We start from the raw sequence: 24,383 nt of genomic DNA, 5'->3' as shown, positions 1-24,383 counted from the left end.
CGCACCGAAGGAGGCCCCGCCATGAGCACCGCTCTGCCCACCCGCCCCGTCCTGTACTCGGAATGGATCAAGATACGCTCCCTGCGCGGCAGCTTCACCGCGCTGATCATGATCCTCGCCTCAACGGTCGGCATCCAGACACTGACCGCCGCCGCAATAGGCCAGGCCGAGGGCGGCGCCCTGGGGGAGGACCCCCTCTTCGCCGCCTACTACGGCATCTTCTGGGGCCAGATCGCCGCCATGGCCTTCGGCACCACCGCCCTGTCCGCCGAGTTCCACAACGGCGCCCTGCGCACCTCGTTGGCGGCCGTGCCGAACCGGACCCGCTTCTACCTGTCGAAGATGGCCGTGATCGGCGGACTCGCCCTCCTCGTGGGCCAGGTCACCGGCGTCCTCACCTTCGTCGCGGGCCAGGCCGCCATGGGCCCGTACGCCCTCCACCTCGGCGATCCCGGCAGCTACCGCGCCATCGTCGGCAGCGGCCTCTACCTCACCCTGATCGCCCTGTTCGCGGCCGGACTGACGGCCCTGCTCCGCAGCGGAGCGCTCGTGTTGAGCCTGCTCATACCCCTCTTCCTGATGGTGTCCTTCATCGTCGGCGCGGCCACCGGCGGCGTGGCCGAGTTCCTTCCGGACCGGGCCGGACAGCTGGTGATGCACAGCCAGGCGGGGGGACACCTCGGGCCGTGGAGCGGGCTGGGCGTGCTCACCCTGTGGGCCGGTGCCGCACTGGCCGGCGGCTGGCTGGCGGTGCGACGCAGGGCGGCTTGACGCAGGGCCAGTTGTCAGTGGCCACCGCGATACTGACGGCATGACCACGGCAGAGCACCTCGACACGATCGACCGGCTCCGGGCGAGGGCATTCCCGGCCGGCAGGGAGGCGTCCGGTGAGTACGGCGGCGGCCCGGGCCACCACCTCGTCGGGCTCAGCCGGACCCGGGACTTCTGGGAGGACGACGGGTCCGGCCGGGAGGAGGCCGCCGACCAGATCAACGCCGAGTACGGGGCGCTGGTCCAGGCCCTCACCGACCGGTGGGGAGCGCCGCAGGTCTTCGCGCTGGACTCGCTGCTCTACCGGCAGTTCGACGGGGAGGAGATACCCGAGCCCTGGCAGGACCTCTGCGGCAGCACCGACCACGTGCACCTGTGGCGGGCCGAGGACCGGTGGCTGCTGGTGTGCGTGACGCAGTGGGACAAGGAGCTGCCCTTCCTGCTGACGGCGGGGGTCACCGTCGTCGACCCGCCGTAGCCGGGGGCGGGGCTCAGGAGCCGGAGGGGTCCTGCGAGGCCTCGCGGAGCCGGGCGAACTCCTCGGCCATGGAGGCCGCGGTCCAGTGGGCGTTGAGCCCGCTCGGATTGGGAAGGGCCCAGATCCGGGTCGTGCCGATGGTGCGCTCCTGGGGGCCGATGACGGCCCTCGGTTCGTGGAACGCGGTGCGGTAGGCGGTGATGCCGACCACGGCCAGCCACTGCGGGCGCAGCCGTTCCACCTTCGCCGTCAGGATCCGGCCGCCCTCGCGGAACTCCTCGGCGCTCAGCTCGTCGGCGCGGGCGGTGGCCCGGGCGACGACGTTGGTGATGCCCAGGCGGTAGGCGAGCAGTTCCTCCTGCTCGGCGGGGGCCAGCAGGCGGGGGGTGAAGCCGGACAGGTGCAGGACCGGCCAGAAACGGTTGCCGGGGCGGGCGAAGTGGTGGCCCGTCGCGGCGGAGAGGAGGCCCGGATTGATACCGCAGAACAGCACACGCAGACCGCCCGCGACCACATCCGGGAGGACGCGGTCGCGGGCGGCTTCGAGCTCGTCGGGGGTCAGAGGATCGACCCGGGGGCGTAACCGGCGGCTTCCGGGTGCTCCTTGGCGATGGCCTCGATACGGGAGACCACGCTCGCGACCTGGTCGCCCGCAGCGCCCGTGAAGGACAGCTTGTCGGCCATCAGGGCGTCCAGCTGCGCGCGGTCCAGCGGCATCCGCTCGTCGGCCGCGAGCTTGTCGAGGAGCTCGTTGCGCTCGGCGCCCTGCTCGCGCATGGCCAGGGCGGAGGCGACGGCGTGCTCCTTGATGACCTCGTGGGCGGCCTCGCGGCCCACGCCGGCCCGCACCGCGCCCATCAGCACCTTGGTGGTCGCGAGGAACGGCAGGTAGCGGTCCAGCTCGCGGGCCACGACGGCCGGGAAGGCACCGAACTCGTCGAGGACCGTCAGGAAGGTCTCCAGCAGGCCGTCGAAGGCGAAGAAGGCGTCCGGCAGGGCCACCCGGCGGACGACGGAGCAGGAGACGTCGCCCTCGTTCCACTGGTCGCCGGCCAGCTCGCCCGTCATCGAGGCGTAGCCGCGCAGGATGACCATCAGGCCGTTCACGCGCTCGCAGGAGCGGGTGTTCATCTTGTGCGGCATCGCGGAGGAGCCGACCTGGCCGGGCTTGAAGCCCTCGGTGACCAGCTCGTGGCCGGCCATCAGGCGGATCGTCTTGGCGATCGACGACGGGGCGGCGGCCAGCTGCACCAGGGCGGTGACCACGTCGTAGTCGAGGGAACGGGGGTAGACCTGGCCGACCGAGGTGAAGGCCTGGGAGAAGCCGAGGTGTGCGGCGATGCGCTGCTCCAGGTCGGCCAGCTTGGCGGCGTCCCCGCCGAGCAGGTCGAGCATGTCCTGGGCGGTGCCGACCGGGCCCTTGATCCCGCGCAGCGGGTAGCGCTCGAGCAGGTTCTCCAGGCGGTCGTAGGCCACCAGCAGCTCGTCGGCGGCGGTCGCGAAGCGCTTGCCGAGGGTGGTGGCCTGCGCGGCCACGTTGTGGGAGCGGCCGGCCATGACCAGCTCGGCGTGCTCGCCGGCGAGCTTGCCCAGACGCGCCAGCACGGCGACGGTGCGGTCGCGGGCCAGCTCCAGCGAGAGCCGGATCTGCAGCTGCTCGACGTTCTCGGTGAGGTCGCGGGAGGTCATGCCCTTGTGCACGTGCTCGTGGCCGGCGAGGGCGTTGAACTCCTCGATCCGGGCCTTCACGTCGTGCCGGGTGACCTTCTCGCGCTCGGCGATGGAGCCGAGGTCGACGGTCTCCAGGACGCGCTCGTAGTCGGCGAGGGCGGCGTCCGGGACCTCGATGCCGAGGTCCTTCTGGGCGCGCAGGACGGCGAGCCACAGCCGCCGCTCCAGCGTCACCTTGTACTCGGGGGACCACAGGACGGCGAGCTCCGCGGAGGCGTAGCGGCCGGCCAGGACATTGGGGATGCGGGGCTTGGCTGTCACGTGTAGGGATTCTACTGGGGCTCGAGCTGTGCGTTTACGCAGGTGGGGGCACCGCCCGCAATTGTGGCTTGCTACAAGAGCGGGGAGGCCGGGTATGGCAGAAGCTCCGGCCGCTTCGGGGGGCGGCCGTCGCCCGAGGAGCGTCCCGTCAGCCGCCGGCCGATCCAGGGCAGCAGGTGCCGCTTCGCGAAGCGCAGGTCCTCGGTGCGCCGCACGCCCCAGCCGGGGGCGGAGGCGGGCGGCAGGGCCGCCGTCCAGTCGTCCTCGGCGGGCAGGCCCAGGGCCTGCCAGACGGCCTCCGCGACCCGGCGGTGCCCCTCGGCCGTCAGGTGCAGCCGGTCGGCGTCCCACAGGCGCGGGTCCCCGAGCACGGGCGCCCCGTACAGGTCCACCAGCAGCGCCCCGTGGCGAGCGGCCAGCTCCTCGAGGATGCCGAAGAGCTCCTCCATGCGCGGCCGGAAGCGTTCCATCACCGGACCGTGCCGGCCCGGCGAGCGCATCAGGACCAGGCGCCCGCAGGAGGGCGCCAGCACCTCCACGGCGGCCTCCAGGTGGCCCCGGACCCGCCCCATGTCCACCTTCGGCCGCAGGGCGTCGTTCAGGCCGCCGACCAGGGTCACCACGTCCGCGCCCATCGCCGCGGCGGCGGGCGCCTGGTCCTCGGCGATCTGCCCGATCAGCTTCCCGCGCACCGCGAGGTTGGCGTAGCGGAAGCCCGGCTCGCGGGCCGCCAGCCGGGCGGCCAGGACATCGGCCCAGCCCCGGTAGGAGCCGTCCGGAAGCAGGTCGGACATGCCCTCGGTGAAGGAGTCGCCGACCGCGACGAAACTGGTGTAAGACACATTCATCCCCATGGCGCAGCGATGCTACCGCGCGGTACCCCGGCCCCGCCGGGCCGGGCACCGCAGCGCCCGGGCCGGCGGGGCTAAGCGGAGGCCGGCTTGCCGAACAGCTCGCGCAGCACGTCCTCCATCGTCACCAGCCCCGTCATGGCCCCGTCCGCCCCCAGGACCGCCGCCAGGTGGGTACGGCTGGCCCGCATGGCGGTCAGCACGTCGTCCAGCGGGGTCTCCGCCCGCACCTGGGCGATCGGCCGCAGTGCGGACACCGGGAAGGGCTCGGCCCGCTCCACCACGTCCAGGGCGTCCTTGACGTGCAGGTAGCCCAGGATCCGCCGCTGCCCGTCGACGACCGGGAAGCGGGAGTAGCCCGACTCGGCCGACAGCCCTTCCAGCCCGGCGGCGGTGATGCCCTGCCGGGCCGTGACCACCCGGTCCACGGGCAGCACCACATCGGCGACCGGACGCCGCCCCAGCTCCAGGGCGTCGTGCAGCCGCTCGCTCGCCCGGTCGTCGATCAGCCCGGCGTCGCTGGAGTCCTTCACCATCCGGGCCAGCTCGTCGTCCGAGAACGTGGCCGCGACCTCGCCCTTCGCGTCCACCCGCAGCAGCCTCAGCAGGGTGTTGGCGAAGGCGTTGATCGCGAAGATCACCGGCTTGAGCGCGTGGGTCATGGCCACCAGCGGCGGCCCCAGCAGCAGGGCGGTGCGCACCGGCTCGGCCAGCGCCACGTTCTTGGGCACCATCTCGCCGAAGAGCATGTGCAGGTAGGTGGCCAGGGCCAGCGCGATCACGAAGGAGATCGCGTGGGTCACCCCGGAGGGGACCCCGACGGCGTCGAGCAGCGGGCTCAGCAGGTGCGCGATGGCCGGCTCGGCCACCACGCCCAGCACCAGGGTGCACAGCGTGATGCCCAGCTGGGCCGCAGCCATCAGCGCCGACACGTGCTCCAGGCCCCAGACGACCGCACGGGCCCGCCGGTCGCCCTGTTCGGCGGACGGCTCGATCTGGCTGCGCCGGACCGAGATCAGCGCGAACTCCGCGCCGACGAAGAAGGCGTTGACGACCAGGGTCGCCAGGCCGATCAGCAGCTGGATCGCGGTCATCGCTCCCCCTCCGGGGCCTCGTCGCCGGGCGTCTCGGTCGGCGCGTGGAGCAGGACGCGGGCGGCGCGGCGACCGCTCGCGTCGACCACGTCCAGCCGCCAGCCGTCCAGTTCCAGCCGGTCGCCGACGGCCGGGATCCGGCCCAGCTCGGCGGCTATCAGCCCGGCCAGGGTCTCGTACGGGCCCTCGGGCACCCGCAGGCCGATCCGCCGGAGCTGGTCGGTGCGGGCGGCGCCGTCGGCCGAGTACAGAGCGCGGCCGGACTCGTCCGTGCCGGCCGGGGCGAGGTCGGAGGTCTCATGCGGGTCGTGCTCGTCGCGCACCTCGCCGACGACCTCCTCGACGATGTCCTCCAGGGTGGCCACACCGGCCGTGCCGCCGTACTCGTCGATCACGACGGCCATCGTCTGCCTGCCGGACAGCCGGTCCAGCAGCCGGTCGACGGTCAGCGACTCCGGTACCAGGAGCGGCTCGCGCAGCAGCTGCGACACCGGGTGGCGGTGGCGCTCCTCGGCGGGCAGGGCCAGGACGTCCTTGATGTGGACCGTGCCGACGACGGTGTCGAGGCTGCCCCGGTAGACGGGGAAGCGGGACAGGCCGGTGGCCATGGTCGCGTTGGCCACGTCCTCGGCGGTGGTCTGCACGTCCAGGGCGGTGACCTGCACGCGCGGGGTCATCACGTTCTCGGCGGTCAGGTCGGCCAGGTTCAGGGTCCGCACGAACAGCTCGGCCGTGTCCTTCTCCAGCGCGCCCGCCTTGGCGGAGTGCCGGGCCAGGGCCACCAGCTCCTCGGGGCTGCGCGCCGAGGCGAGCTCCTCGGCGGGCTCCAGGCCCAGCCGCCGGACCAGGTGGTTGGCGGTGGTGTTGAGGTGGCTGATCAGCGGCTTGAAGGCGCGGCTGAACACCCGCTGCATGGTCGCCACGCGCTTGGCGACGGCCAGGGGGGAGGAGATCGCCCAGTTCTTGGGGACCAGCTCGCCGACGACCATCAGCACCACCGTCGACAGGACGGTGCCGAGCACCAGGGCGGTGGAGGAAGCGGCCGCTGCCGACAGGCCCACGGCCTTGAAGGGGCCCGCGAGCAGGGCGGCGATCGAAGGCTTGGAGATCATGCCGATGACCAGGCCGGTCACGGTGATGCCGAGCTGGGCGCCGGAGAGCTGGAAGGTCAGGCTGCGGACGGCGGCCAGGGCGCTGTCCGCGCCGCGCTCGCCGCGCTCGACGGCCCGTTCGAGCTCGCTGCGCTCGACGGTGGTCAGCGAGAACTCGGCGGCGACGAAGACCCCACAGGCAACGCAGAGCAGCAGTGCCACGACGAGCAGGAGCACTTCGGTCATCGGTCGATCACCTCCGTCCCATGATCGGCCAGGGGGAGGGGTACCGCGCGATGTCGCGTTGCGGAATGCCGGGTACTGGGAGGCTCGCCCATGGGCGGACGCTCACACCTTTCGGTCGGGAGGGCTCGGACGGGGGTCCGGGGGCCGGGGTCCGGCAGGGACCCTGACCACATGGTAAAGGAAAGGCAAAGGCGATGGCTCCTCCTTTTGGCCCAGGGTGCGCGGGTGGTGGGATCGCCGCATGGACGATCTTCATCTCGGGCCGGCGTCCGCCGCGGACCTGCCCGCCGTACTGGATTTCTGGAAGACCGCCGCCAAGGGCACGAGCATCAGCGACGACCTGGCCGGGATCGAGCGGCTGCACGCCCGCGACCCGCAGGCCCTGCTGCTCGCCTGGCGCGACGGGGAGCTCGTCGGCACCGTGATCGCGGGGTTCGACGGCTGGCGCTGCCACCTGTACCGCCTCGCGGTCCACCCGGCCCACCGCCGGCGGGGGATCGGGTCGGCGCTACTGGCCGCCGCCGAGGCCCGGTTCGTGGAGTTGGGCGGCCGGCGCGCCGACGCGATGGTGCTCGACGGGAACGAGCAGGCCCACGGCGCGTGGGACGCGGCCGGCTACCACCCGGAGGAGGTCTGGACCCGGTGGGTCAAGCCGCTGGCCGGCGCGTAAGGGATTTTCGGCCACATTCCACAATGCCTGACCGTTTATTCTGGGGATATTGGCTCGATATCGCTCGCATCCGGGCGTCGGGATTATGGGGGAGCCGGATATCCGGAACGTTTCGGCGGGTGGGACGTCGCAGGTCGGGGGCGTGACGAAAAGGAATCCCAGATGGGAGCCATGATCGGCGATCATCGGATGATCCGGGGACTGGGCGGTTCGGGTGGCAGGGCGGGCGGATTTCGTCAACCGTCGGGTGATCGCTGATATCAATTTCCCTGCGCTCGGATCCGCGCCGAACCACCCTCATTCCGGTCGTGTGCCCACCGCTCCGGCCTGCCTTCGAGAATGGAATCCGCATCATGGGAATCTCCTTCCGCAAGACCGTCGCCCTCGCCGCCCTGGCCCTGACGGCCTCCCTGCTCCCGGCCGGTGGGGCGGGCGCCGTCCAGCAGGCCGCCGTCCCCGGCCGGTACTGCCTCGCCAACGCCTGGGGGACCCCGAACATCTCCTCGAAGCCCTGCGACGCCAACGACCAGGGCCAGCAGTGGACCGTCTCCGGCAACCAGATCTCCCTCGCCGGCGCCCGCGCCTACTGTCTGGCCAACACCTGGAACAGCACGCAGGTGAGCACGAAGCCGTGCAACCCCAACGACCAGGGCCAGTACTGGAACGTCTCGGGCCAGGGGATCTCCCTCACCTTCGCCCCCGCCTACTGCCTCGCCAACGCCTGGGGGAACCCCAGCGTCGCCACGAAGCCCTGCGACCAGGCCGACCAGGGGCAGAAGTGGGTGGTCTTCAACGACCAGATCAGCCTGGCCCAGGGCTGATCCGGCGCGAATTGTCAGACAGGCCCTAGGGCCTGTGTGATGTTGTGATCAGTCGGCGGTCTTCAGGAGGTCGTCGATCCAGATCATTGTGGCGCGGAGGTGGAGGCCGGCGAGGTAGCTCTGGGGCGCCTTGTCGTAGCGGGTGGCGATGCCTCGCCAGGCCTTCAGCTTGTTGATCAGGCGTTCGACGGTGTTCCGCTCTTTGTAGAGGCCGGCGTCGTGGCTGACGGGCCGGCCGCCCCTTGCGCCCTTCTTCTTCCGGTTGGCGGCCTGGTCCTTCTTCTCCGGGATGACTGCCTTGATGTTGCGTTTGCGCAGGTAGGTGCGGTTGCCGCGGGATGAGTAGGCCTTGTCCGCGGCGACCGCGCCGGGTCTGGTGCGGGGGCGGCCGACGGGCAGCCGGACCCGCACCTTGCCCAGCACAGGGATGAACTGAGGGCTGTCGGCGGCCTGTCCGACGGTCAGGACGAACGCGAGCGGACGGCATTGCCGGTCCGCGGCGAGATGAATCTTGGTCGTCAGTCCACCGCGGGACCTGCCGAGCAGGGCTTCCTTCATGCGGAGCTTGCGTCTGAGCCGGACGCGCCGGCGCTCGGCCTGTCCGTTCTGTTCCTCCGGTCCGCCCCTTTTTTCCGGGCCTCCTCCTGCTCGCGCGCAGCCTCTTCCAGGGCCTCCATGAGGTCCTCGCCGATACGCATCCCGGCGGCGTCGTGGTGGGCGCGGACCGTGGTGGAGTCCACGCTGACCAGCGACAAGTCCGTTCTCCCGGTGCGGGCCGCTGCGGCGATCAGGCCTTCCAGCAGGGCGGAGAAGACGCCGGCGTCCCGCCAGACGCGGAAGCGCCCGTAGACGGTGGCCCAGGGCCCGAACTCAGCGGGCATCTCCCGCCACTGGGCACTGGACCGGAACCGCCAGATCACCCCTTCGAACTGTTCCCGCAGTCGCTCGGGGTACGGTCCGTACCTGCCGATCGGCAGGTACGGCTCGATGAACTTCCACTGGGCATCGGTCAGTTGCCTACGCGTCACGGCCACAGTCCTACCGGGTTCCGCTCCACGAAGAGGGCAGAACCCAGCAACTGATCACGACATCACACAGGCCCTAGTCGTCCGAGCGGCGGGCCGAGCCGATGACGCAGTACGAGGTCGGGAGGGACGGGCCGCGCTCCGGTAGCCGGAAGGAGCGGTGCGCGGTGATCCGGAACCCGGCCGCCTCGATCGCGGCGAGCGGGTCGCGGGCGGTGTGGCACCCTCCGAACAGGCGGGGCCACACCGTCCTGTCCAGCGCCCGCTGCACCGAGGCCATCCCGGGCCCGGGGGCGATCCCGTGCTCCAGGAACCGCAGCTCGGCGCCGGGGCGCAGGACCCGGTGCAGTTCGCTGAGGGCGCGCGGCAGGTTCCGTACGGTGCACAGCACCAGCGAGGCGACGGCGGCGTCGAAGGCCTCGCTCTTGACCGGCAGGGCCTCGGCGACACCCGGTACCAGGTCCACCGGCACCTCGGCACGCAGGGCGGCGGCCGCTGCGAGCCGGCGCAGCGTGCGCTCCGGCTCGACCGCGACGACCTCGGAGACCGTGCGGGGGTAGTGCGCGAAGTTCAGGCCGTTGCCGGCCCCGATCTCGATGACGCGGCCGGACACCCCCCGCAGCAGTTCCTCGCGCAGCGCCCCGATTCCGGCGCGGGTCTCGGCGGCGGTGCTGGCGCGGGCGTAGAACCGGGCGAAGCAGGGGTGGTGGACCGGATCGGGGGCGTGGGCGGGCATGGGACGGCCTCCGGGCGCGCGTCGGGGGCTGGCGGGCGGACACACGGGCGCACATGTGCCCTCCCGGCCTGTTCCCCGCCCCGCCGGGCCGCGAAACCGCCCGGCCCGCGCGTGCCGCACTCCGCGGCCGCACGGCCGGCCCGCCCGCGCCCGGGACCCCGGGCACGAACGCCCCGCGAGGCCCCGGGGCGTCCGTCCCTCGGGCCGGCCCAGGCGGCCATGTCCGGGGCCGGGGTCCCCGGGCAGGGGCTCCGCCAGGCCCCCGGGCGTCCGTCCCTCGGGCCGGCCAGGCGGCCATGTCCGGGCCCGGGATCCCGGGCAGGAGCCCCGCCGGGCCCCGGGGCGTCCGTCCCTCGGGCCGGCCAGGCGGCCAGGTCCGGGGCCGGATCCCCGGGCAGGAGCCTCGCCCGGCCCCCGGGCGTCCGTCCCTCAGGCCGGCCAGGCTGCCAGGAAGGACTCCGCCGACCAGGTGCCGTGCAGGTCCGGGGCCAGCCAGCCCGGGGCGGCCTCGCGGAAGGCCGCCGGGGCCAGGGTGCCCGAGCCCTGCGGGACGGCGCCCAGCAGGGGCAGGCCGGAGACCTTCGGCAGGTCGGCCAGGTTGCAGCGGGAAGCCAGGTCGGGGGAGTCGGGCCAGCTGCCCACCACCACCCCGAGCCCGCGCAGCCCCCGTGCGCTCAGGGCCTCCGCGGTCAGGGCCGTGGAGTTGAGCGTGCCCAGCCCCGCAGGGGCCACCACCAGCACCGGTGCCTCCAGCAGCCGCGCCGCGTCGGCCAGCGTGTGGCCCTCCTCGTCGAAGCGGACCAGCAGCCCGCCCGCGCCCTCGACCAGCACCAGCTCGTGCGAACCGGCCAGCTCGGCGGCCGCCTCGGCGATCCGCGACGGAGCCAGCGTCGCCAGCCCGGAGCGCCGAGCGGCGGTGTCCGGCGCCAGCGGCTCGGGGTAGCGGACCAGTTCCCGCGCGGTCACGCCCGGCCCGGCGAGGCGTACGGCCTCGGCCGCGTCCCCCGGCTCGTCCGCTCCCACACCGGTCTGCGCGGGCTTGAGCACCGCAACCGAGAGCCCGGCGGCCACCGCGGCCGCCGCGATGGCGGAGGTGACCACGGTCTTGCCGATTTCCGTGCCCGTACCGGACACGACGATCACGGACATCTCAGCCCTCCCGGGCCGCGGCGACGGCCGCACGGCAGATACGGGCGACGTCGGCGTCGCCGGTGACGAACGGGGGCATCGTGTAGATCAGGTCGCGGAACGGGCGCAGCCACACGCCCTCCCGGACCGAGGCCCGGGTGGCCGCCCAGACGTCGACCGGGTGGTCGAGCTGGATCACGCCGATCGCGCCCAGCACCCGTACGTCCTTCACCCCCGGCTGTCCCGAGGCCTGCGCCAGCCCTTCGCGCAGCCCCGCCTCGATCCGCTTGACCTCGCCCGCCCAGTCCTGGCCGAGCAGCAGGTCGACGGAGGCCAGGGCCACGGCCGTGGCGAGCGGGTTGCCCATGAAGGTCGGCCCGTGCGCGAGCACCGGCACCTCGCCCTGCGAGATGCCGTCGGCGACCTTCCCGGTGCACAGGGTGGCGGCGAGCGTGAGGTAGCCGCCGGTCAGGGACTTGCCGAGGCACATCACGTCCGGGGTGATCCCCGCATGGTCCGCCGCGAACAGCGCGCCGGTACGGCCGAAGCCCGTCGCGATCTCGTCCAGGACCAGCAGCACCCCGAACTCGTCGCACAGTTCCCGCAGCACCCGCAGGTAGCCCGGGTTGTGGAAGCGCATGCCGCCCGCGCCCTGCACCACCGGCTCGACGACCACCGCGGCCAGCTCGTCGGCGTGCGCGGCGACCAGCGAGCGCAGGTGGTCCGTGTACGCGGGGTCCACGGGGGAGTCGAAGTCCCCGGGCGGCGCGTCCGCGAAGACCTGCCGGGGCAGGTGGCCCTGCCACAGCTCGTGCATGCCGCCCTCGGGATCGCAGACGGACATCGGCTGCCAGGTGTCGCCGTGGTAGCCGCCGCGCCAGGTCAGCAGCCGGGTCTTGCCCGTCCGGCCCAGCGAACGCCAGTACTGCAGGCACATCTTGACGGCGACCTCGACGGACACCGACCCGGAGTCGGCGAGGAAGACGTGTTCCAGCCCGGGCGGGGTGATCTCCACCAGCCGGTCGGCCAGCCGGACGGCGGGCTCGTGGGTGAGCCCGCCGAACATCACGTGCGACATCCGGCCCAGCTGGGCGGTGGCCGCCTCGTTGAGCACCGGGTGGTTGTAGCCGTGGATGGCCGACCACCACGAGGACATCCCGTCGACCAGCTCCTCCCGCCCCTGCGCCGGGGCGGCGAGCCGCAGCCGGACCCCCGAGGCGGAGGAGACCACGAGGTTCTCCTGCCGCCCGGGCATCGGGCCGTACGGGTGCCAGACGTGCTGCCGGTCCAGGGCCAGCAGGCCGGCCGTGGACGAGGCGGGGTCGAGCGGGTCGTGGAGGGGGTACGGGTCACGCATTGGGGGCGAGATCCGTCCCCGCTCCACGGCGGCGCACCGCCACCAGGTCCGGACGCACCTCGCCCGGCTCGGCCTGGGCCGGAGCGGCCTCCCGGGCGGGGGCCTCCTCCGCGTGCCCGGCGCAGCCGCCGCAGGCCGAACCGCAGCCGGGGGCCTCGGCGTCCGCCGCCGGCCCGCAGCCGGCGCCCGCGGACGAGCCGCACACCCCGCCCGCGTGCGCCGCGGCCGATGCAGCGTCCGCGCGGTGCGCGGGCAGGGTGGTGGTGCCGGCGCCCTCCACCTCGAAGCCGGCGTCCGCGATCATGTCGAGGTCGGCCTGGCCGGCCTGGCCCTCACTGGTGAGGTAGTCGCCGAGGAAGATCGAGTTGGCCACGTGCAGCGCGAGCGGCTGCATCGAGCGCAGGTGCACCTCGCGGCCGCCGGCGATGCGGACCTCCACGTCGGGGCAGACGAACCGGACCATCGACAGGATCCGCAGGCAGCGCTGCGGGGTGAGGTTCCACTCCTTGGCCAGCGGGGTGCCCTCGAAGGGGATCAGGAAGTTGACCGGCACGGAGTCGGAGTCCAGCTCGCGCAGCGAGAAGACGACGTCGACCAGGTCCTCGTCGCTCTCGCCCATGCCGGCGATCAGGCCGGAGCAGGCCGACAGGCCCGCCGCGTGCGCCTTCTGCACGGTGTCGACGCGGTCCGCGTAGGTGTGCGTCTTGGTGATCTGCCCGTACGTGGCCTCGGAGGTGTTGAGGTTGTGGTTGTAGGCATCCGCACCCGCGTCGCGCAGCTTCTCGGCCTGGCCGTCGGAGAGCAGGCCCAGACAGGCGCACACTTCCACGCCCTCGTTCTGCTCCTTGATCGCGGCGATCGTCTCGCCGACGCGGGCCACGTCGCGGTCCGTCGGACCGCGGCCGCTGGCCACGAGACAGACCCGCTTGGCACCGCCGGCGACGCCGGCCGCCGCGGCCTGCGAGGCCTCGTCCGGCTTCAGCCACGTGTACTTGAGGATCTCGGCCTTCGACCCCAGGCGCTGGGAGCAGTACGAGCAGTCCTCGGGGCAGAGCCCCGACTTCAGGTTGACCAGGTAGTTCAGCTTGACGCGACGCCCGAACCACTGGCGGCGCACCTTGCCGGCAGCGGCCACCACGTCGAGCAGTTCGTCGTCGGAGGTCGCCAGCACGGCGAGCGCCTCTTCGCGGGTCGGCAGCTCGCGCCGCAGCCCCTTGTCCACCAGGGTGTTCAGCAGGTCCATGCGCCCGATCCTGTCCCACGCGACCACTCCCGGCCAAGGAGAGATCGGACAACATGGCCGGAAGGGAGTGTGTGGATCGCCACACAGGCCCCTCGGGTCACGTCCGGATAGGGTCGAGCAGATCTGTCGACTGCCGACAAAACGCGAGACACATCGCGAGACGCGACGCGAGGACCGCCGATGACCCAGCCCAGCCCGCAGCCCGAGGACGTCTTCGCCTGGATCGACGGCGCGGAGCGGCGGCGCGAGGAGACGGGACTGGTACGGACCCTGCGCCCGCGCCCGGCCGACTCCCCCCTCCTGGACCTCGCGAGCAACGACTACCTCGGGCTCTCCCGCCACCCCGAGACCGTCCGCGGCGCCTGTGCGGCGGCCGAGCGCTGGGGCGCGGGGGCCACCGGATCGCGGCTGGTCACGGGGACGACCGAGCTGCACACCACCCTGGAACGGGAATTGGCCGCTTTCGCCGGTTTCGAGGCGGCTCTGGTGCTTTCGTCCGGATACGCCGCGAACCTCGCCGCGGTGACCGCGCTGAGCGGCCGGGGCACGCTGGTCGTCTCCGACGCCGGGAACCACGCCTCCATCGTCGACGGCTGCCGGCTCTCGCGCGCGGAGGTCGAGGTGACCCCGCACGGCGACGTGGAGCAGGTCCGCAAGGCCCTCGCCGGGCACGCGGGCCGCGCCCTGCTGGTGACCGACTCGGTGTTCTCGGTCGACGGGGACGCCGCCCCGCTCGCCGCCTACGCCGCCGCCTGCCGGGAAGCGGGCGCGGCCCTGGTCGTGGACGACGCGCACGGGCTCGGGGTGCTGGGCGAGGGGGGCCGGGGCGCCCTGCACGCCGCCGGGCTCGCGGGCGCGCCGGGGGTGGTCGCGACGATGACCCTCTCGAAGTCGCTGGGCAGTCAGGGCGGAGCCGTCCTGGGGCCGGCCAAGGTGATCCGGCACCTGGTCAACACCGCCCGCGCGTTCATCTTCGACACCGGGCTCGCCCCGGCCGCCGCGGGCGCGGCGCTGGCGAGCCTGCGCCTGCTCGCAAGGGAGCCGCAGCGCGCGGCCCGGGTCCGGGAGGTGGCCGCCGAGCTGTACGGGCGGCTCACCGCGTCCGGCCTGACCGCGGCCAGGCCGGACGCGGCCGTGGTGTCGGTACGGGCCCCGTCGGCCGCGGCGGCACTGCGCTGGGCCGCCGACTGCCGCGAGGAGGGACTGTCCGTGGGGTGCTTCCGCCCGCCGTCGGTGCCGGACGGCATCTCCCGGCTGCGGCTGACGGCTCGGGCCGACCTCACGGGGGACGAGATCGGACGGGCCGTCGGCACGGTCCTGCGGACCGCTCCGGCCGGGGCCACGGAACCGTTTCAGCGGTAGGACGTCATACGGGCACGTCCATCCGTACGGAGGCGAGGAAGCCGTCCCAGGCCGGCCCGGTGAAGAGCACGGCCGGGCCGTCCGCCCGCTTGGAGTCGCGGACGGCCAGCAGGCCGCCGTCGAGGGCGGCCGCTTCCACGCAGTTGTTCATTCCGGTGCTGCGGCTGCTCCGCCGCCACCGCGCGCTGTACAGAAGTCCGCCGGTGGATAAGGGGGTTGCGGACACGGGGGGTGCCTCCTTACGCGTCCTCAGCGAGTGAGCTGATGAGGTCCGTCGAGTCACGGGGCGGGAGGGCGTGCGCCTGGATGGTGCGGAACGCGGCGCTGTACGCCTCAAGGTCTTCCTTCCGCTCCAGATAGAGGCTACTCGTCAAATGGTCGAGCACCACTACATCCAGATCGGCGATGTTCGGAAATGAGAAAATGACGAACGGTCCGGTCAGGCCGAGATGGCCCCCCACCGTGAACGGCAGCACCTGGAGGTGCACTTGGGGCAGCCGTGCGACCTCCACCAGGTGCCGCAGCTGCTTCCGCATCACCCCCGGCCCGCCGATCTGCCGCCGCAGCACCGCCTCGTCCAGGACGGCGCTCAGCTCCAGCGGGGGATCCGCCCGGAGCACCGCCTGCCGGGCCAGCCGTACGTCGACCAGAGCGTCCACCTTCGGCTCCGGCAGCCCGCCGAGCGCGGCCCGGGTCACGGCCCGGGCGTAGTCCGCGGTCTGCAACAGGCCGGGCACCACCGAGAGTTCCACCGTCCGGGCCGAGCGGGCCCCCGCCTCCAGGCTGATGAAGTCCCGGTACTCCTGCGGCAGCAGGCCCCGGTAGTCGTGCCACCACTGGGGCCCGCGCGCCTCCTCGCCCCCCGCCGCGGGTCCGGCCGCCGACGCGCCCAGGGCCTCCAGGAGGGCGCGTTGCTGGGGACTCACCACGTCCCCGTAGGCGTCGAGCAGCAGCCTGATGTCCTGTGTCTTCACGCCACTGCGGCCCGTCTCGATCCGGCTGACCTTCGACTGGTGCCAGCCCACGATGCGGGCCACCTCACCGCTCGTGAGCCCGGTCCGGTCGCGCAGCGCGCGCAGTTCCTCGCCGAGCTTGCGCCGGCGCACCGCGGGACCGTGCTGCATACCCGCTCTCCTTCCACCGGCATGGACCGCACCAGTCTGCCGTCCAAATACGCTCTTCCGTAGCAGAGTTCACCGCATTGAGCGACAGATATATGCATATCTTGGGGTACGGCGGCAACGGCGGCAGGATGAATGGCACTCTGGCGCTGAGCGCAGATCCGGGACGGCTCCGTCCCGGTGGGAAAGGGACGTCGCCATGGCAGATCAGCTGGAAGCATCCGTCACCCTGCCGAGCGACCCGGTCTCGGTTGCCGCCGCCCGCCGCTACGCCGCGCAGGTACTGAGCGACTGGGGACTTCCCGAGGACGCCGACACCGCCGACACCGTACGGCTGGTCGTCTCGGAGCTCGCGACCAACTCCGTGCAGCACACCTTCGGGCAGTCGCCGACCTTCACCGTCGACCTGCGCCTGGAGCGCGAGGAGTGGCTGCGCGTCGGCGTGACCGACAGTCACCCGCGCTGGCCCAGGCGGCTGCCCGCCGCCGTCCAGCAGGACAACGGCCGGGGCATGGTCATCATCCGCTGGCTGGCGGCGGAAGCGGGCGGCCGGCTGTCGGTCAGCCCCACCGAGGACGGCGGCAAGACCGTGTGGCTCGCCCTGCCCTGGCCCGCCGGCGCCCCCGCCGGGACCGTTAGCGGCCGCTGAACCGGCGCAACCGGCGATCGTATGACGAAACCGGCGCCGCGCCCCCCGACGGGATGAACCGGGTGCCTTCCGGAAACGTGGGTTAACCCGGCGGAAAAGTGCCGCCCCTAGGGTGTGCCCCGCGGCCCTTCGCCAATGGCCACCCATGGGCCGGTAAAGCGTCGGTGATCGGGACGGAAAGCCTCGCTCTGCGTTGGGCAAGACATGCTTGGCATGGATATGCGCAGGTCAACAAAGTGTTGACGACCGGTACGGTTCGCCACGGCGCGATGAGATCTTGTCCCGGAAGCTTGGTGATACAGGTGCAGTTGACACCACACGAACAAGAGAGACTGCTGATCCACGTCGCCGCCGACGTGGCCGAGAAGCGCAGGGCGCGCGGGGTCCTCCTCAACCACCCCGAGGCCATCGCCCTGATCACCTCCCACCTCCTCGAGGGTGCCCGCGACGGCCGGACCGTCGCCGAGCTCATGGACTCCGGCCGCAAGGTGCTCACCCGCGCCGAGGTCATGGAGGGGATCCCCGAGATGATCCACGACGTCCAGGTCGAGGCGACCTTCCCCGACGGCACCAAGCTCGTCACCGTCCACGACCCGATCGTCTGAAGAGGACAACCTCGATGATCCCCGGCGAAATCGCCTTCGGGGACGGTCCGGTGCGCCTCAACGAAGGCCGCCCCGTCACCCGCCTCACCGTGCTCAACGCCGCCGACCGGCCCGTCCAGGTCGGCTCGCACTACCACTTCGCCGAAGCCAACCCCGGCCTCGACTTCGACCGGCAGGCCGCGCGCGGCCAGCGCCTGAACATCGCCGCCGGCACCGCCGTCCGCTTCGAGCCGGGCATCCCGGTCGCCGTGGAACTCGTACCGCTCGGCGGACTGCGCACCGTTCCCGGGCTGCGCGGGGAGACCGGAGGACCCCTCGATGGCTGAGATCTCGCGCCAGGCGTACGCCGACCTCTTCGGCCCCACCCGGGGCGACCGGATCCGGCTCGCCGACACCGACCTCTTCGTCGAGATCGAGCAGGACCTCAGCGGAGGTCCCGGCCGCTCCGGGGACGAGGCCGTCTTCGGCGGCGGCAAGGTCATCCGGGAGTCCATGGGGCAGGCCCGCACCACCCGCGCCGAAGGCTCCCCCGACACGGTGATCACCGGCGTGGTCGTCCTCGACCACTGGGGCATCGTCAAGGCCGACGTGGGCATCCGCGACGGCCGCATCTGCGGCATCGGCAAGGCCGGGAACCCCGACACCATGGACGGGGTGGACCCCGCCCTCGTCATCGGGCCCGAGACCGAGATCATCGCCGGCAACGGCAAGATCGTCACCGCCGGCGCCATCGACACCCACATCCACTTCATCTCGCCGACCGTCGTCGACGAGGCCCTCGCCTCCGGCATCACCACCCTCGTCGGCGGCGGCACCGGCCCCGCCGAGGGCTCCAAGGCCACCACCGTCACCCCCGGCCCCTGGCACCTGGCCCGGATGTTCGCGGCGCTGGAGCACTACCCCGTCAACATCGGCCTGCTCGGCAAGGGCAACACCATGTCCCGCGAGGGCATGTACTCCCAGCTGCGCGGCGGCGCCCTCGGATTCAAGATCCACGAGGACTGGGGGGCCACCCCCGCCGTCATCGACGCCTGCCTGACCGTCGCCGACGAGACCGGCACCCAGGTCGCCATCCACACCGACACCCTCAACGAGGCCGGCTTCGTGGGCGACACCCTCGCCGCCATCGCAGGGCGGACCATCCACTCGTACCACACCGAGGGCGCGGGCGGCGGGCACGCCCCCGACATCATCACCGTGGTCTCCGAGCCCAACATCCTGCCCAGCTCCACCAACCCCACGCGGCCGCACACCGTCAACACCGTCGAGGAACACCTCGACATGCTGATGGTCTGCCACCACCTCAACCCGGCCGTCCCCGAGGACCTCGCCTTCGCCGAGTCCCGGATCCGGCCCTCCACCATCGCCGCCGAGGACGTCCTCCACGACCTCGGGGCCATCTCCATCATCTCCTCCGACTCCCAGGCCATGGGCCGGGTCGGCGAGGTCGTGCTGCGCACCTGGCAGACCGCCCACGTGATGAAGAAGCGGCGCGGCTTCCTGCCCGGCGACGGCCCGGCCGACAACCACCGCGCCCGCCGCTACGTCGCCAAGTACACGATCAACCCCGCCGTGGCCCAGGGCCTCGCCCGCGAGATCGGCTCGGTCGAGGTGGGCAAGCTCGCCGACCTGGTCCTGTGGAACCCGGCCTTCTTCGGCGTCAAGCCCGAGGTCGTCGTCAAGGGCGGCCAGATCGCGTACGCGCAGATGGGCGACGCCAACGCCTCCATCCCCACCCCCCAGCCGGTCCTGCCCCGCCCCATGTACGGCGCCATCGGCCGCGCACCCGGCCTGAACTCGCTCAACTTCACCTCGCAGGCCGCCCTCGACGACCACCTGCCCGAACGGCTCGGCCTCGCCAAGCAGTTCACCGCCATCGAGAGCACCCGCAAGACGAGCAAGACGGACATGCGCAACAACGACGCCATGCCGAGGGTCGAGGTCGACGCCGACACCTTCACCGTCAGCATCGACGGCGAGGTCGTGGAACCGGCCCCCGCCGCGGAGCTGCCCATGGCACAGCGCTACTTCCTCTTCTGACGAAGGACCGCCCCCGATGACGCACCGCACGACGACCGGTCCCGCCCGATGAGCCTCGCCGCGCTGCTCGTCCTCGCGGACGGCCGCTTCCCCGCCGGAGGGCACGCCCACTCCGGCGGGGCCGAGGCCGCCTGCAAGGCGGGCCGGATCCACGACGCCGCCACCCTGGCCCAGTTCTGCCGGGGCCGGCTGCACACCGCCGGACTCACCGCCGCCGCCCTCGCCGCGGCGGCCGCCCTCGGCCTCGACCCGGCGGAGCTCGACGCCGCCGCCGACGCCCGCACCCCCTCGCCCGCGCTGCGCGCCGCGGCCCGCAGGCTCGGCCGGCAGCTGCTGCGGGCCGCCCGCGCCACCTGGCCCGCCGCCGAACTCGACGCGCTGGCCGCCGCCTTCCCGCGCGGGGCGCACCAGCCCGTGGTCCTCGGCGTCACCGCCCGGGCCGCCGGGCTCGGCGCCCTGGACGCCGCGCACGTGGCGGCGTACGAGAGCGTCAGCGGGCCGGCCACCGCCACCGTACGGCTGCTGGGCCTCGACCCCTTCGAGGCGAGCGCCGTCCTGGCCGGCCTGGCCCCCGAGCTCGACGCCGTCGCCGCCCGCGCCGCCGAGGCCGCGCTGCTCGCGCGCGACCAGGGCACGGACGCGCTGCCCGCGGCCTCGTCCCCGCTGCTGGAGATCGCGGCGGAGGCCCATGCCGACTGGGCGGTACGCCTCTTCGCCTCCTGAGCGCCGGCCCGCGCCACCCACCAGACCCGTCCCAAGGAGACCTGCCGTGCACCTCGACCACGACGTGACCTATCCCCACCGGCACACCCACAGCGCCGCACCCCTGCGCGCCGACGGCGCCCGCCGCGCCCTGCGCATCGGCCTCGGCGGACCCGTCGGCTCCGGCAAGACCGCCACCGTCGCCGCCCTCTGCCGCGCCCTGCGCGCCGACCTGTCCATGGCCGTCGTCACCAACGACATCTACACCCGCGAGGACGCCGAGTTCCTGCTCCGCGAGGCGGTCCTGCCCCCCGAGCGGATCAGCGCGGTCGAGACCGGCGCCTGCCCGCACACCGCCATCCGCGACGACATCTCCGCCAACCTGGAGGCCGTGGAGGAGCTGGAGGAGACGGTCGGCCCCCTCGACCTGATCCTCGTCGAGTCCGGCGGCGACAACCTGACCGCCACCTTCTCCCGGGGCCTGGTCGACGCCCAGATCTTCGTCATCGACGTGGCCGGCGGCGACGACATCCCGCGCAAGGGCGGCCCCGGCGTCACCACCGCCGACCTGCTCGTCGTCAACAAGACCGACCTCGCCCCGTACGTCGGCTCCGACCTGGAGCGGATGGCCCGCGACGCCGCCGAGCAGCGCGGCGAACTGCCCGTCGCCTTCCAGTCCCTGCGCGGCGCCGAGGGCGTGGCCCCGGTGGCCGCCTGGGTCCGCGAACGCCTCGCCGCCTGGGCCGTACGGTGACCAGCGCACCGCCCGCCGAGGCGCCCGCCGCCTCGCCGGCCGGACTGCGGGCCACCGCCCGCATCGCCGCCACCGCCGACGGGCGCGGCGGCACCGCCCTGCCCGTCCTGGCCGGGGACGGGCCCCTCGCCCTGCGCCGGGTCCGCAGCGAGGGCCCCGAGGCGGGCGTGATGCTGGTCGGCGCGATGAGCGCCCCGCTCGGCGGCGACCACCTCACGGTGGAGGCCGGCGCGGGACCGGGCGCCCGGCTCGACCTGCGCTCGGCGGCCGCCACCCTGGCCCTGCCCGGCCGGCACGGGGAGAGCGCGCGGTACGACGTACGGCTGGACCTGGCCGAGGAGTCGGCGGTGCGCTGGCTGCCGGAACCCCTCGTCTCGGTGCGCGGCAGCGACCTGCGGGCCTCCACCCGCGCCGTACTGGCCCCCTCCGCCCGGCTGATGCTGCGCGAGGAGCAGGTGCTCGGACGCACCGGCGAGGCCCCCGGCCTGCTGCGCAGCCGCCTCACCGTCACCCGGGGCGGCCGCCCGCTGCTGGACCAGGAGCTCTGCTGCGGACCCGGCGCCCCGGGCGGCTGGGACGGCCCGGCGGGCCTCGCCGGACACCGGACGCTGGGCCAGCTCCTGGTCGTGGACCCGCGGTTCGCACAGGATCCGCCGCAGGCCGCCGTCCTCGGGGAGTTCGCGGCGGTCACCCCGCTGGCCGGGCCGGCCGTCCTGGTGACGGCCCTGGCGCCGGACGCGCTGCGGCTGCGCGAGCTGCTGGAGCAGGCGGCCCGGACGTACGGCTGGTGAGACGGACACGCCCCTCCGGATGACGGTGGGCGGATCAGGGGCGAATGGGACACCGCTCAGCGGTACACCCGTTGCCGGTTATCGGGTTGGCAAAGAACTCGACCTCGGTCTGTTGCCAGGTACCCGTCAGACGAAAGGATCCCCCTGACCCAACCCGGCCGCCTCATGCGGCACATGACCAGGGGGATCAACCACGTGATTCGCAACGCGACGCTGGGCAGCGCCGCCACTCTCATCACCGGCGCGCTGGCGGCGGGCCTGCTGCTGGCGCCGTCCGCCTCGGCGGCTCCGGCCGGCAGGGACAACGGCACCGCGGAGGCCGTCGGCGCGCAGCTCGCCGCCGCCCGCGCCGCGCGCGCCGGCATCGACTGGAAGGACTGCCCGGCGGACTGGGGCTTCGAGAAGCCGATCCAGTGCGGCTGGGTGAAGGTCCCGCTCGACTACGCGAAGCCCTTCGGCAAGACCATCGACATCGCCGTCGACCGCGCCGTCAGCACGGGTACCAAGGAGGAGCGCCAGGGCGCCCTCGTCTACAACCCGGGCGGCCCGGGCGGTTCCGGCATGCGCTTCCCGCGCCGGATCACCACCAAGAGCCCGCTGTGGGTCAACACCTCCAAGGCGTACGACTTCGTGGGCTTCGACCCCCGCGGCGTCGGCCACTCCGCGCCCATCTCCTGCATCGACCCGCAGGAGTTCGTGAAGGCCCCCAAGGCCGACCCGGTCCCGTCGGGCGAGGCCGACAAGCGCGCCCAGCGCAAGCTCGCCGCCGAGTACGCGGACGGCTGCAAGGAGCGCAGCGGCGAGATGCTGCCGCACATGACCACCACCAACACCGCGCGCGACCTGGACGTCATCCGGGCCGCCCTCGGCGAGAAGAAGATCAACTACCTCGGCGTCTCCTACGGCACCTACCTGGGCGGGGTCTACGCGACCCTGTTCCCGGGCCACGTGCGCCGCATGATCGTCGACAGCGTGGTCAACCCGGACACCGACAACATCTGGTACCAGGCCAACCTGGAGCAGGACGTCGCCTTCCAGACCCGCTGGAACGACTGGCAGGACTGGGTCGCCAAGTACGACTCCGTCTTCCACCTCGGCGACACCCGCGCCAAGGTCGAGGCCAAGTACCAGGAGCTGCGCGCCCAGGCCAAGGCGAACCCGCTCGGCGGGGTCGTCGGTCCGAACGAGCTCATCGGCTTCTTCCAGAAGGCCCCGTACTACGACTCCTCGTGGGTCCCGGTCGCGCAGGCCTTCAGCGCCTGGGCCGCCGGCGACGAGAAGCCGCTGATCGAGGCCAACGCCCCGGACATGTCCGACATCAAGGGCAACGCCGCCTCCGAGAACAGCAACGCCGTCTACACCGCGGTGGAGTGCGCCGACGCCAAGTGGCCCACCAGCTGGACCAAGTGGGACCGGGACAACACCGAGCTGAACAAGAAGTACCCGTTCCTGACCTGGTCGAACGCCTGGATGAACCTGCCCTGCGCGACCTGGAAGTCCAAGCAGAGCACCCCGATCGAGGTCGGCGCCAAGCACATCGCCCCGGTCCTGATCGTCCAGTCCGAGCGTGACGCCGCCACCCCGTACCAGGGCGGTGTCGAGCTGCACCGCCGGCTGGCCGGTTCGCGTCTGATCACCGAGCAGAACGCCGGCTCGCACGGCGTCACCAGCCTGGTGAACCCCTGCATCAACACCCGGGTGGAGTCCTACCTGCTGACCGGCAAGGTCGACGCCCAGGACGTGAAGTGCGGCCCGCACGCCACTCCGGTGCCGCCGGCCCCGGCCGCCGCGAAGTCGCTCGCCCAGGCCCCGGCCGCCGAGCTGGCCAAGCCCGAGGAGCTCCCGGCCGTCCGCTAGGACCCCGGCAGCAGAGATGAGCGGGAGGAGGCTCAGCGCTTCGTGCGCCGGGCCTTCTTCCGCTCCTCCTCTTCCTCGGCCTTCACCTCGGCCGCGTACCGGTCGACGTACTCCTGGCCGGAGAGGTTCAGGATCGCGTACATGATCTCGTCGGTCACGGCGCGCAGCACCGCCCGCTCGCCCTCCATCCCCGCGTACCGGGAGAACTCCAGCGGGGCGCCGAAGCGGATCGTGACCCGCCGGATCTTCGGGAGGGTCTGGCCCGGCGGCTGGATCTCGAAGGTGCCGACCATCGCGCACGGGACGACGGGTACCCCGGCCCCCAGCGCCATCGCCGCCACGCCGACCTTGCCCTTGTAGAGCCGCCCGTCGTGCGAGCGCGTCCCCTCCGGGTAGATGCCGAGCAGCTCGCCCTTCGCCAGCACCCCGAGCCCCTCGCGCAGTGCCGCCTGCCCGGCGTCCTTGCCGGAGCGGTCCACCGGGATCTGCCCGGCGCTGCGGAAGAAGGCGGCGGTCAGCCGGCCCTTGAGCCCGGGCCCGGTGAAGTACTCGGCCTTCGCCAGGAAGGTGATCCGGCGCCTGAGGATCGCGGGCATCAGGAAGTGGTCCGAGAAGGACAGGTGGTTGCCCGCGATGATCGCGGCGCCCTCCTCGGGGATGTTCTCCAGGCCCTCGATCCGCGGCCGGAACAGCAGCCGCAGCAGGGGACCGAGCAGCACGTGCTTGAGCAGCTGGTAGAACACCCGGCGCTTCCCTTCACCCGACGGTCGGACCACGGACGGATCAGCCCTGCGGTGGCGAGGTGCGGGCCGCGCGGGCCCGGGCGGGTGTCAGGAGCCGCGGGAGGCGGCCAGGCCCAGCGTGAGCAGCCCCAGCACCACCCAGCCGAACCACAGCCAGCCGTTGCTGCCGAGGGCCACGGAGTACGTGGAGACGGCCACCAGGGCGGCGAAGGTCGTCACGGCCATCGCCTTAACGGATCCGGTCATGCCCCATGGT

The 24,383-nt window shown here is 72.9% G+C and carries 26 protein-coding genes and 1 pseudogene; 13 read left to right on the top strand and 14 right to left on the bottom strand.

The annotated features are described in order from the left end of the window. The first annotated feature begins 21 nt into the window (after positions 1 to 21). The gene (locus B4U46_RS06015; RefSeq protein WP_079424723.1) at positions 22 to 771 is read left to right on the top strand and encodes an ABC transporter permease; all 750 of its coding nucleotides are present in this window, start codon (positions 22 to 24) and stop codon (positions 769 to 771) included. A 40-nt stretch (positions 772 to 811) separates the two neighbouring features. Next, positions 812 to 1,249 (top strand): hypothetical protein, encoded by a 438-nt coding sequence (locus B4U46_RS06010; RefSeq protein WP_079424721.1) that lies wholly within the window; start codon positions 812 to 814, stop codon positions 1,247 to 1,249. A gap of 13 nt (positions 1,250 to 1,262) precedes the next feature. On the opposite strand, the gene mug is transcribed toward B4U46_RS06010, so the two are convergent. The 5 genes from mug to B4U46_RS05985 form a co-directional block, all read right to left on the bottom strand. Next, complete coding sequence (gene mug / locus B4U46_RS06005; protein WP_079431589.1) at positions 1,263 to 1,811, bottom strand: G/U mismatch-specific DNA glycosylase; 549 nt, start codon at positions 1,809 to 1,811, stop codon at positions 1,263 to 1,265. Continuing rightward, positions 1,808 to 3,241 carry an adenylosuccinate lyase gene (purB, locus tag B4U46_RS06000; RefSeq protein ID WP_079424719.1) on the bottom strand — a complete coding sequence of 478 codons (1,434 nt, stop codon included), beginning with the start codon at positions 3,239 to 3,241 and terminating at the stop codon, positions 1,808 to 1,810. The genes mug and purB overlap by 4 nt, the downstream gene beginning before the upstream one ends. Before the next feature lie 71 nt (positions 3,242 to 3,312). Then, on the bottom strand, positions 3,313 to 4,095 hold the full coding sequence (locus B4U46_RS05995; RefSeq protein WP_079424718.1) for an SGNH/GDSL hydrolase family protein: 783 nt from the start codon (positions 4,093 to 4,095) through the stop codon (positions 3,313 to 3,315). A 71-nt stretch (positions 4,096 to 4,166) separates the two neighbouring features. Then, a complete protein-coding gene (locus B4U46_RS05990; protein ID WP_079424716.1) occupies positions 4,167 to 5,186 on the bottom strand; it encodes a hemolysin family protein in 1,020 nt (339 codons plus the stop codon). Beyond that, positions 5,183 to 6,523 (bottom strand): hemolysin family protein, encoded by a 1,341-nt coding sequence (locus B4U46_RS05985; RefSeq protein ID WP_079424714.1) that lies wholly within the window; start codon positions 6,521 to 6,523, stop codon positions 5,183 to 5,185. Before B4U46_RS05985 ends, B4U46_RS05990 begins: the two co-directional genes overlap by 4 nt. A gap of 241 nt (positions 6,524 to 6,764) precedes the next feature. Between B4U46_RS05985 and B4U46_RS05980 the strand changes: the two genes are divergently transcribed. Both B4U46_RS05980 and B4U46_RS05975 read left to right on the top strand, forming a co-directional pair. Continuing rightward, positions 6,765 to 7,193, top strand: coding sequence for a GNAT family N-acetyltransferase (locus B4U46_RS05980; protein WP_079424712.1), 429 nt, complete (start codon positions 6,765 to 6,767; stop codon positions 7,191 to 7,193). A 353-nt stretch (positions 7,194 to 7,546) separates the two neighbouring features. After that, positions 7,547 to 8,014, top strand: coding sequence for a ricin-type beta-trefoil lectin domain protein (locus B4U46_RS05975; protein ID WP_079424711.1), 468 nt, complete (start codon positions 7,547 to 7,549; stop codon positions 8,012 to 8,014). 48 nt (positions 8,015 to 8,062) lie between these two features. Here B4U46_RS05975 and B4U46_RS05970 read toward each other — a convergent pair. The 5 genes and pseudogenes from B4U46_RS05970 to bioB form a co-directional block, all read right to left on the bottom strand. Continuing rightward, positions 8,063 to 9,042 (bottom strand): annotated as a pseudogene (locus B4U46_RS05970) (IS5 family transposase). Between the two features lie 73 nt (positions 9,043 to 9,115). Next, positions 9,116 to 9,775 (bottom strand): class I SAM-dependent methyltransferase, encoded by a 660-nt coding sequence (locus tag B4U46_RS05965; protein WP_079424709.1) that lies wholly within the window; start codon positions 9,773 to 9,775, stop codon positions 9,116 to 9,118. A gap of 429 nt (positions 9,776 to 10,204) precedes the next feature. Continuing rightward, entirely contained in the window at positions 10,205 to 10,924 is a 720-nt protein-coding gene (bioD, locus tag B4U46_RS05960; RefSeq protein WP_079424708.1) for a dethiobiotin synthase, read from the bottom strand. 1 nt (position 10,925) lies between these two features. Then, a complete protein-coding gene (locus tag B4U46_RS05955; RefSeq protein WP_079424706.1) occupies positions 10,926 to 12,260 on the bottom strand; it encodes an adenosylmethionine--8-amino-7-oxononanoate transaminase in 1,335 nt (444 codons plus the stop codon). Continuing rightward, on the bottom strand, positions 12,253 to 13,503 hold the full coding sequence (gene bioB / locus B4U46_RS05950; RefSeq protein WP_079424704.1) for a biotin synthase BioB: 1,251 nt from the start codon (positions 13,501 to 13,503) through the stop codon (positions 12,253 to 12,255). The genes B4U46_RS05955 and bioB overlap by 8 nt, the downstream gene beginning before the upstream one ends. A 180-nt stretch (positions 13,504 to 13,683) precedes the next feature. Here bioB and B4U46_RS05945 point away from each other — a divergent pair, with 180 nt between their 5' ends. Then, on the top strand, positions 13,684 to 14,865 hold the full coding sequence (locus tag B4U46_RS05945) for an 8-amino-7-oxononanoate synthase (protein WP_079424702.1): 1,182 nt from the start codon (positions 13,684 to 13,686) through the stop codon (positions 14,863 to 14,865). A 4-nt stretch (positions 14,866 to 14,869) separates the two neighbouring features. Here B4U46_RS05945 and B4U46_RS05940 read toward each other — a convergent pair whose 3' ends face one another. Together B4U46_RS05940 and B4U46_RS05935 are read right to left on the bottom strand one after the other, a co-directional pair. Next, on the bottom strand, positions 14,870 to 15,091 hold the full coding sequence (locus B4U46_RS05940; protein WP_079424700.1) for a DUF397 domain-containing protein: 222 nt from the start codon (positions 15,089 to 15,091) through the stop codon (positions 14,870 to 14,872). A gap of 13 nt (positions 15,092 to 15,104) precedes the next feature. After that, entirely contained in the window at positions 15,105 to 15,989 is an 885-nt protein-coding gene (locus B4U46_RS05935) for a helix-turn-helix domain-containing protein (protein ID WP_079424698.1), read from the bottom strand. A 196-nt stretch (positions 15,990 to 16,185) separates the two neighbouring features. Here B4U46_RS05935 and B4U46_RS05930 point away from each other — a divergent pair, with 196 nt between their 5' ends. The 8 genes from B4U46_RS05930 (at position 16,186) to B4U46_RS05895 (ending at position 23,384) form a co-directional block, all read left to right on the top strand. Next, on the top strand, positions 16,186 to 16,635 hold the full coding sequence (locus B4U46_RS05930) for an ATP-binding protein (RefSeq protein ID WP_079424696.1): 450 nt from the start codon (positions 16,186 to 16,188) through the stop codon (positions 16,633 to 16,635). Positions 16,636 to 16,937: 302 nt separating this feature from the next. Then, positions 16,938 to 17,240: an urease subunit gamma gene (locus tag B4U46_RS05925; RefSeq protein ID WP_185117386.1), complete on the top strand. Its 303-nt coding sequence runs from the start codon at positions 16,938 to 16,940 to the stop codon at positions 17,238 to 17,240. 14 nt (positions 17,241 to 17,254) lie between these two features. Continuing rightward, entirely contained in the window at positions 17,255 to 17,566 is a 312-nt protein-coding gene (locus B4U46_RS05920; protein WP_079424694.1) for an urease subunit beta, read from the top strand. Further along, entirely contained in the window at positions 17,559 to 19,280 is a 1,722-nt protein-coding gene (locus B4U46_RS05915) for an urease subunit alpha (RefSeq protein ID WP_079424692.1), read from the top strand. The genes B4U46_RS05920 and B4U46_RS05915 overlap by 8 nt, the downstream gene beginning before the upstream one ends. Before the next feature lie 48 nt (positions 19,281 to 19,328). Further along, the gene (locus B4U46_RS05910) at positions 19,329 to 20,003 is read left to right on the top strand and encodes an urease accessory protein UreF (RefSeq protein ID WP_079424690.1); all 675 of its coding nucleotides are present in this window, start codon (positions 19,329 to 19,331) and stop codon (positions 20,001 to 20,003) included. A gap of 46 nt (positions 20,004 to 20,049) precedes the next feature. Beyond that, positions 20,050 to 20,736 (top strand): urease accessory protein UreG, encoded by a 687-nt coding sequence (gene ureG, locus B4U46_RS05905; RefSeq protein WP_079424687.1) that lies wholly within the window; start codon positions 20,050 to 20,052, stop codon positions 20,734 to 20,736. Further along, positions 20,733 to 21,527: an urease accessory protein UreD gene (locus B4U46_RS05900; protein WP_079424686.1), complete on the top strand. Its 795-nt coding sequence runs from the start codon at positions 20,733 to 20,735 to the stop codon at positions 21,525 to 21,527. Before ureG ends, B4U46_RS05900 begins: the two co-directional genes overlap by 4 nt. 195 nt (positions 21,528 to 21,722) lie before the next feature. Next, complete coding sequence (locus tag B4U46_RS05895; protein WP_398909272.1) at positions 21,723 to 23,384, top strand: alpha/beta hydrolase; 1,662 nt, start codon at positions 21,723 to 21,725, stop codon at positions 23,382 to 23,384. Between the two features lie 32 nt (positions 23,385 to 23,416). On the opposite strand, the gene B4U46_RS05890 is transcribed toward B4U46_RS05895, so the two are convergent. Together B4U46_RS05890 and B4U46_RS37970 are read right to left on the bottom strand one after the other, a co-directional pair. After that, positions 23,417 to 24,127: a lysophospholipid acyltransferase family protein gene (locus B4U46_RS05890; protein ID WP_079424684.1), complete on the bottom strand. Its 711-nt coding sequence runs from the start codon at positions 24,125 to 24,127 to the stop codon at positions 23,417 to 23,419. A gap of 87 nt (positions 24,128 to 24,214) precedes the next feature. Next, positions 24,215 to 24,373, bottom strand: a complete 159-nt coding sequence (locus tag B4U46_RS37970) for a hypothetical protein (RefSeq protein WP_167747570.1) — start codon at positions 24,371 to 24,373, stop codon at positions 24,215 to 24,217. Positions 24,374 to 24,383: the final 10 nt, after the last annotated feature.

The sequence above is a fragment of the Streptomyces katrae genome (assembly GCF_002028425.1).
In the GTDB taxonomy this organism is placed as follows: Bacteria; Actinomycetota; Actinomycetes; order Streptomycetales; family Streptomycetaceae; genus Streptomyces; species Streptomyces katrae_A.
The sequence above is the reverse complement of the archived record's forward strand: the minus strand, read 5'-3'. Positions and strand labels throughout refer to the sequence as shown.

Bases quoted from the DNA above. Each gene is read 5' to 3' on its own strand.
- B4U46_RS06015 (WP_079424723.1), top strand. From the start codon at position 22: ATGAGCACCGCTCTGCCCACCCGCCCCGTCCTGTACTCGGAATGGATC.
- B4U46_RS06010 (WP_079424721.1), top strand. From the start codon at position 812: ATGACCACGGCAGAGCACCTCGACACGATCGACCGGCTCCGGGCGAGG.
- B4U46_RS05995 (WP_079424718.1), bottom strand. From the start codon at position 4,095: ATGGGGATGAATGTGTCTTACACCAGTTTCGTCGCGGTCGGCGACTCC.
- B4U46_RS05990 (WP_079424716.1), bottom strand. From the start codon at position 5,186: ATGACCGCGATCCAGCTGCTGATCGGCCTGGCGACCCTGGTCGTCAAC.
- B4U46_RS05985 (WP_079424714.1), bottom strand. From the start codon at position 6,523: ATGACCGAAGTGCTCCTGCTCGTCGTGGCACTGCTGCTCTGCGTTGCC.
- B4U46_RS05980 (WP_079424712.1), top strand. From the start codon at position 6,765: ATGGACGATCTTCATCTCGGGCCGGCGTCCGCCGCGGACCTGCCCGCC.
- B4U46_RS05975 (WP_079424711.1), top strand. From the start codon at position 7,547: ATGGGAATCTCCTTCCGCAAGACCGTCGCCCTCGCCGCCCTGGCCCTG.
- B4U46_RS05965 (WP_079424709.1), bottom strand. From the start codon at position 9,775: ATGCCCGCCCACGCCCCCGATCCGGTCCACCACCCCTGCTTCGCCCGG.
- bioD (WP_079424708.1), bottom strand. From the start codon at position 10,924: ATGTCCGTGATCGTCGTGTCCGGTACGGGCACGGAAATCGGCAAGACC.
- B4U46_RS05955 (WP_079424706.1), bottom strand. From the start codon at position 12,260: ATGCGTGACCCGTACCCCCTCCACGACCCGCTCGACCCCGCCTCGTCC.
- bioB (WP_079424704.1), bottom strand. From the start codon at position 13,503: ATGGACCTGCTGAACACCCTGGTGGACAAGGGGCTGCGGCGCGAGCTG.
- B4U46_RS05945 (WP_079424702.1), top strand. From the start codon at position 13,684: ATGACCCAGCCCAGCCCGCAGCCCGAGGACGTCTTCGCCTGGATCGAC.
- B4U46_RS05935 (WP_079424698.1), bottom strand. From the start codon at position 15,989: ATGCAGCACGGTCCCGCGGTGCGCCGGCGCAAGCTCGGCGAGGAACTG.
- B4U46_RS05930 (WP_079424696.1), top strand. From the start codon at position 16,186: ATGGCAGATCAGCTGGAAGCATCCGTCACCCTGCCGAGCGACCCGGTC.
- B4U46_RS05920 (WP_079424694.1), top strand. From the start codon at position 17,255: ATGATCCCCGGCGAAATCGCCTTCGGGGACGGTCCGGTGCGCCTCAAC.
- B4U46_RS05915 (WP_079424692.1), top strand. From the start codon at position 17,559: ATGGCTGAGATCTCGCGCCAGGCGTACGCCGACCTCTTCGGCCCCACC.
- B4U46_RS05910 (WP_079424690.1), top strand. From the start codon at position 19,329: ATGAGCCTCGCCGCGCTGCTCGTCCTCGCGGACGGCCGCTTCCCCGCC.
- B4U46_RS37970 (WP_167747570.1), bottom strand. From the start codon at position 24,373: ATGACCGGATCCGTTAAGGCGATGGCCGTGACGACCTTCGCCGCCCTG.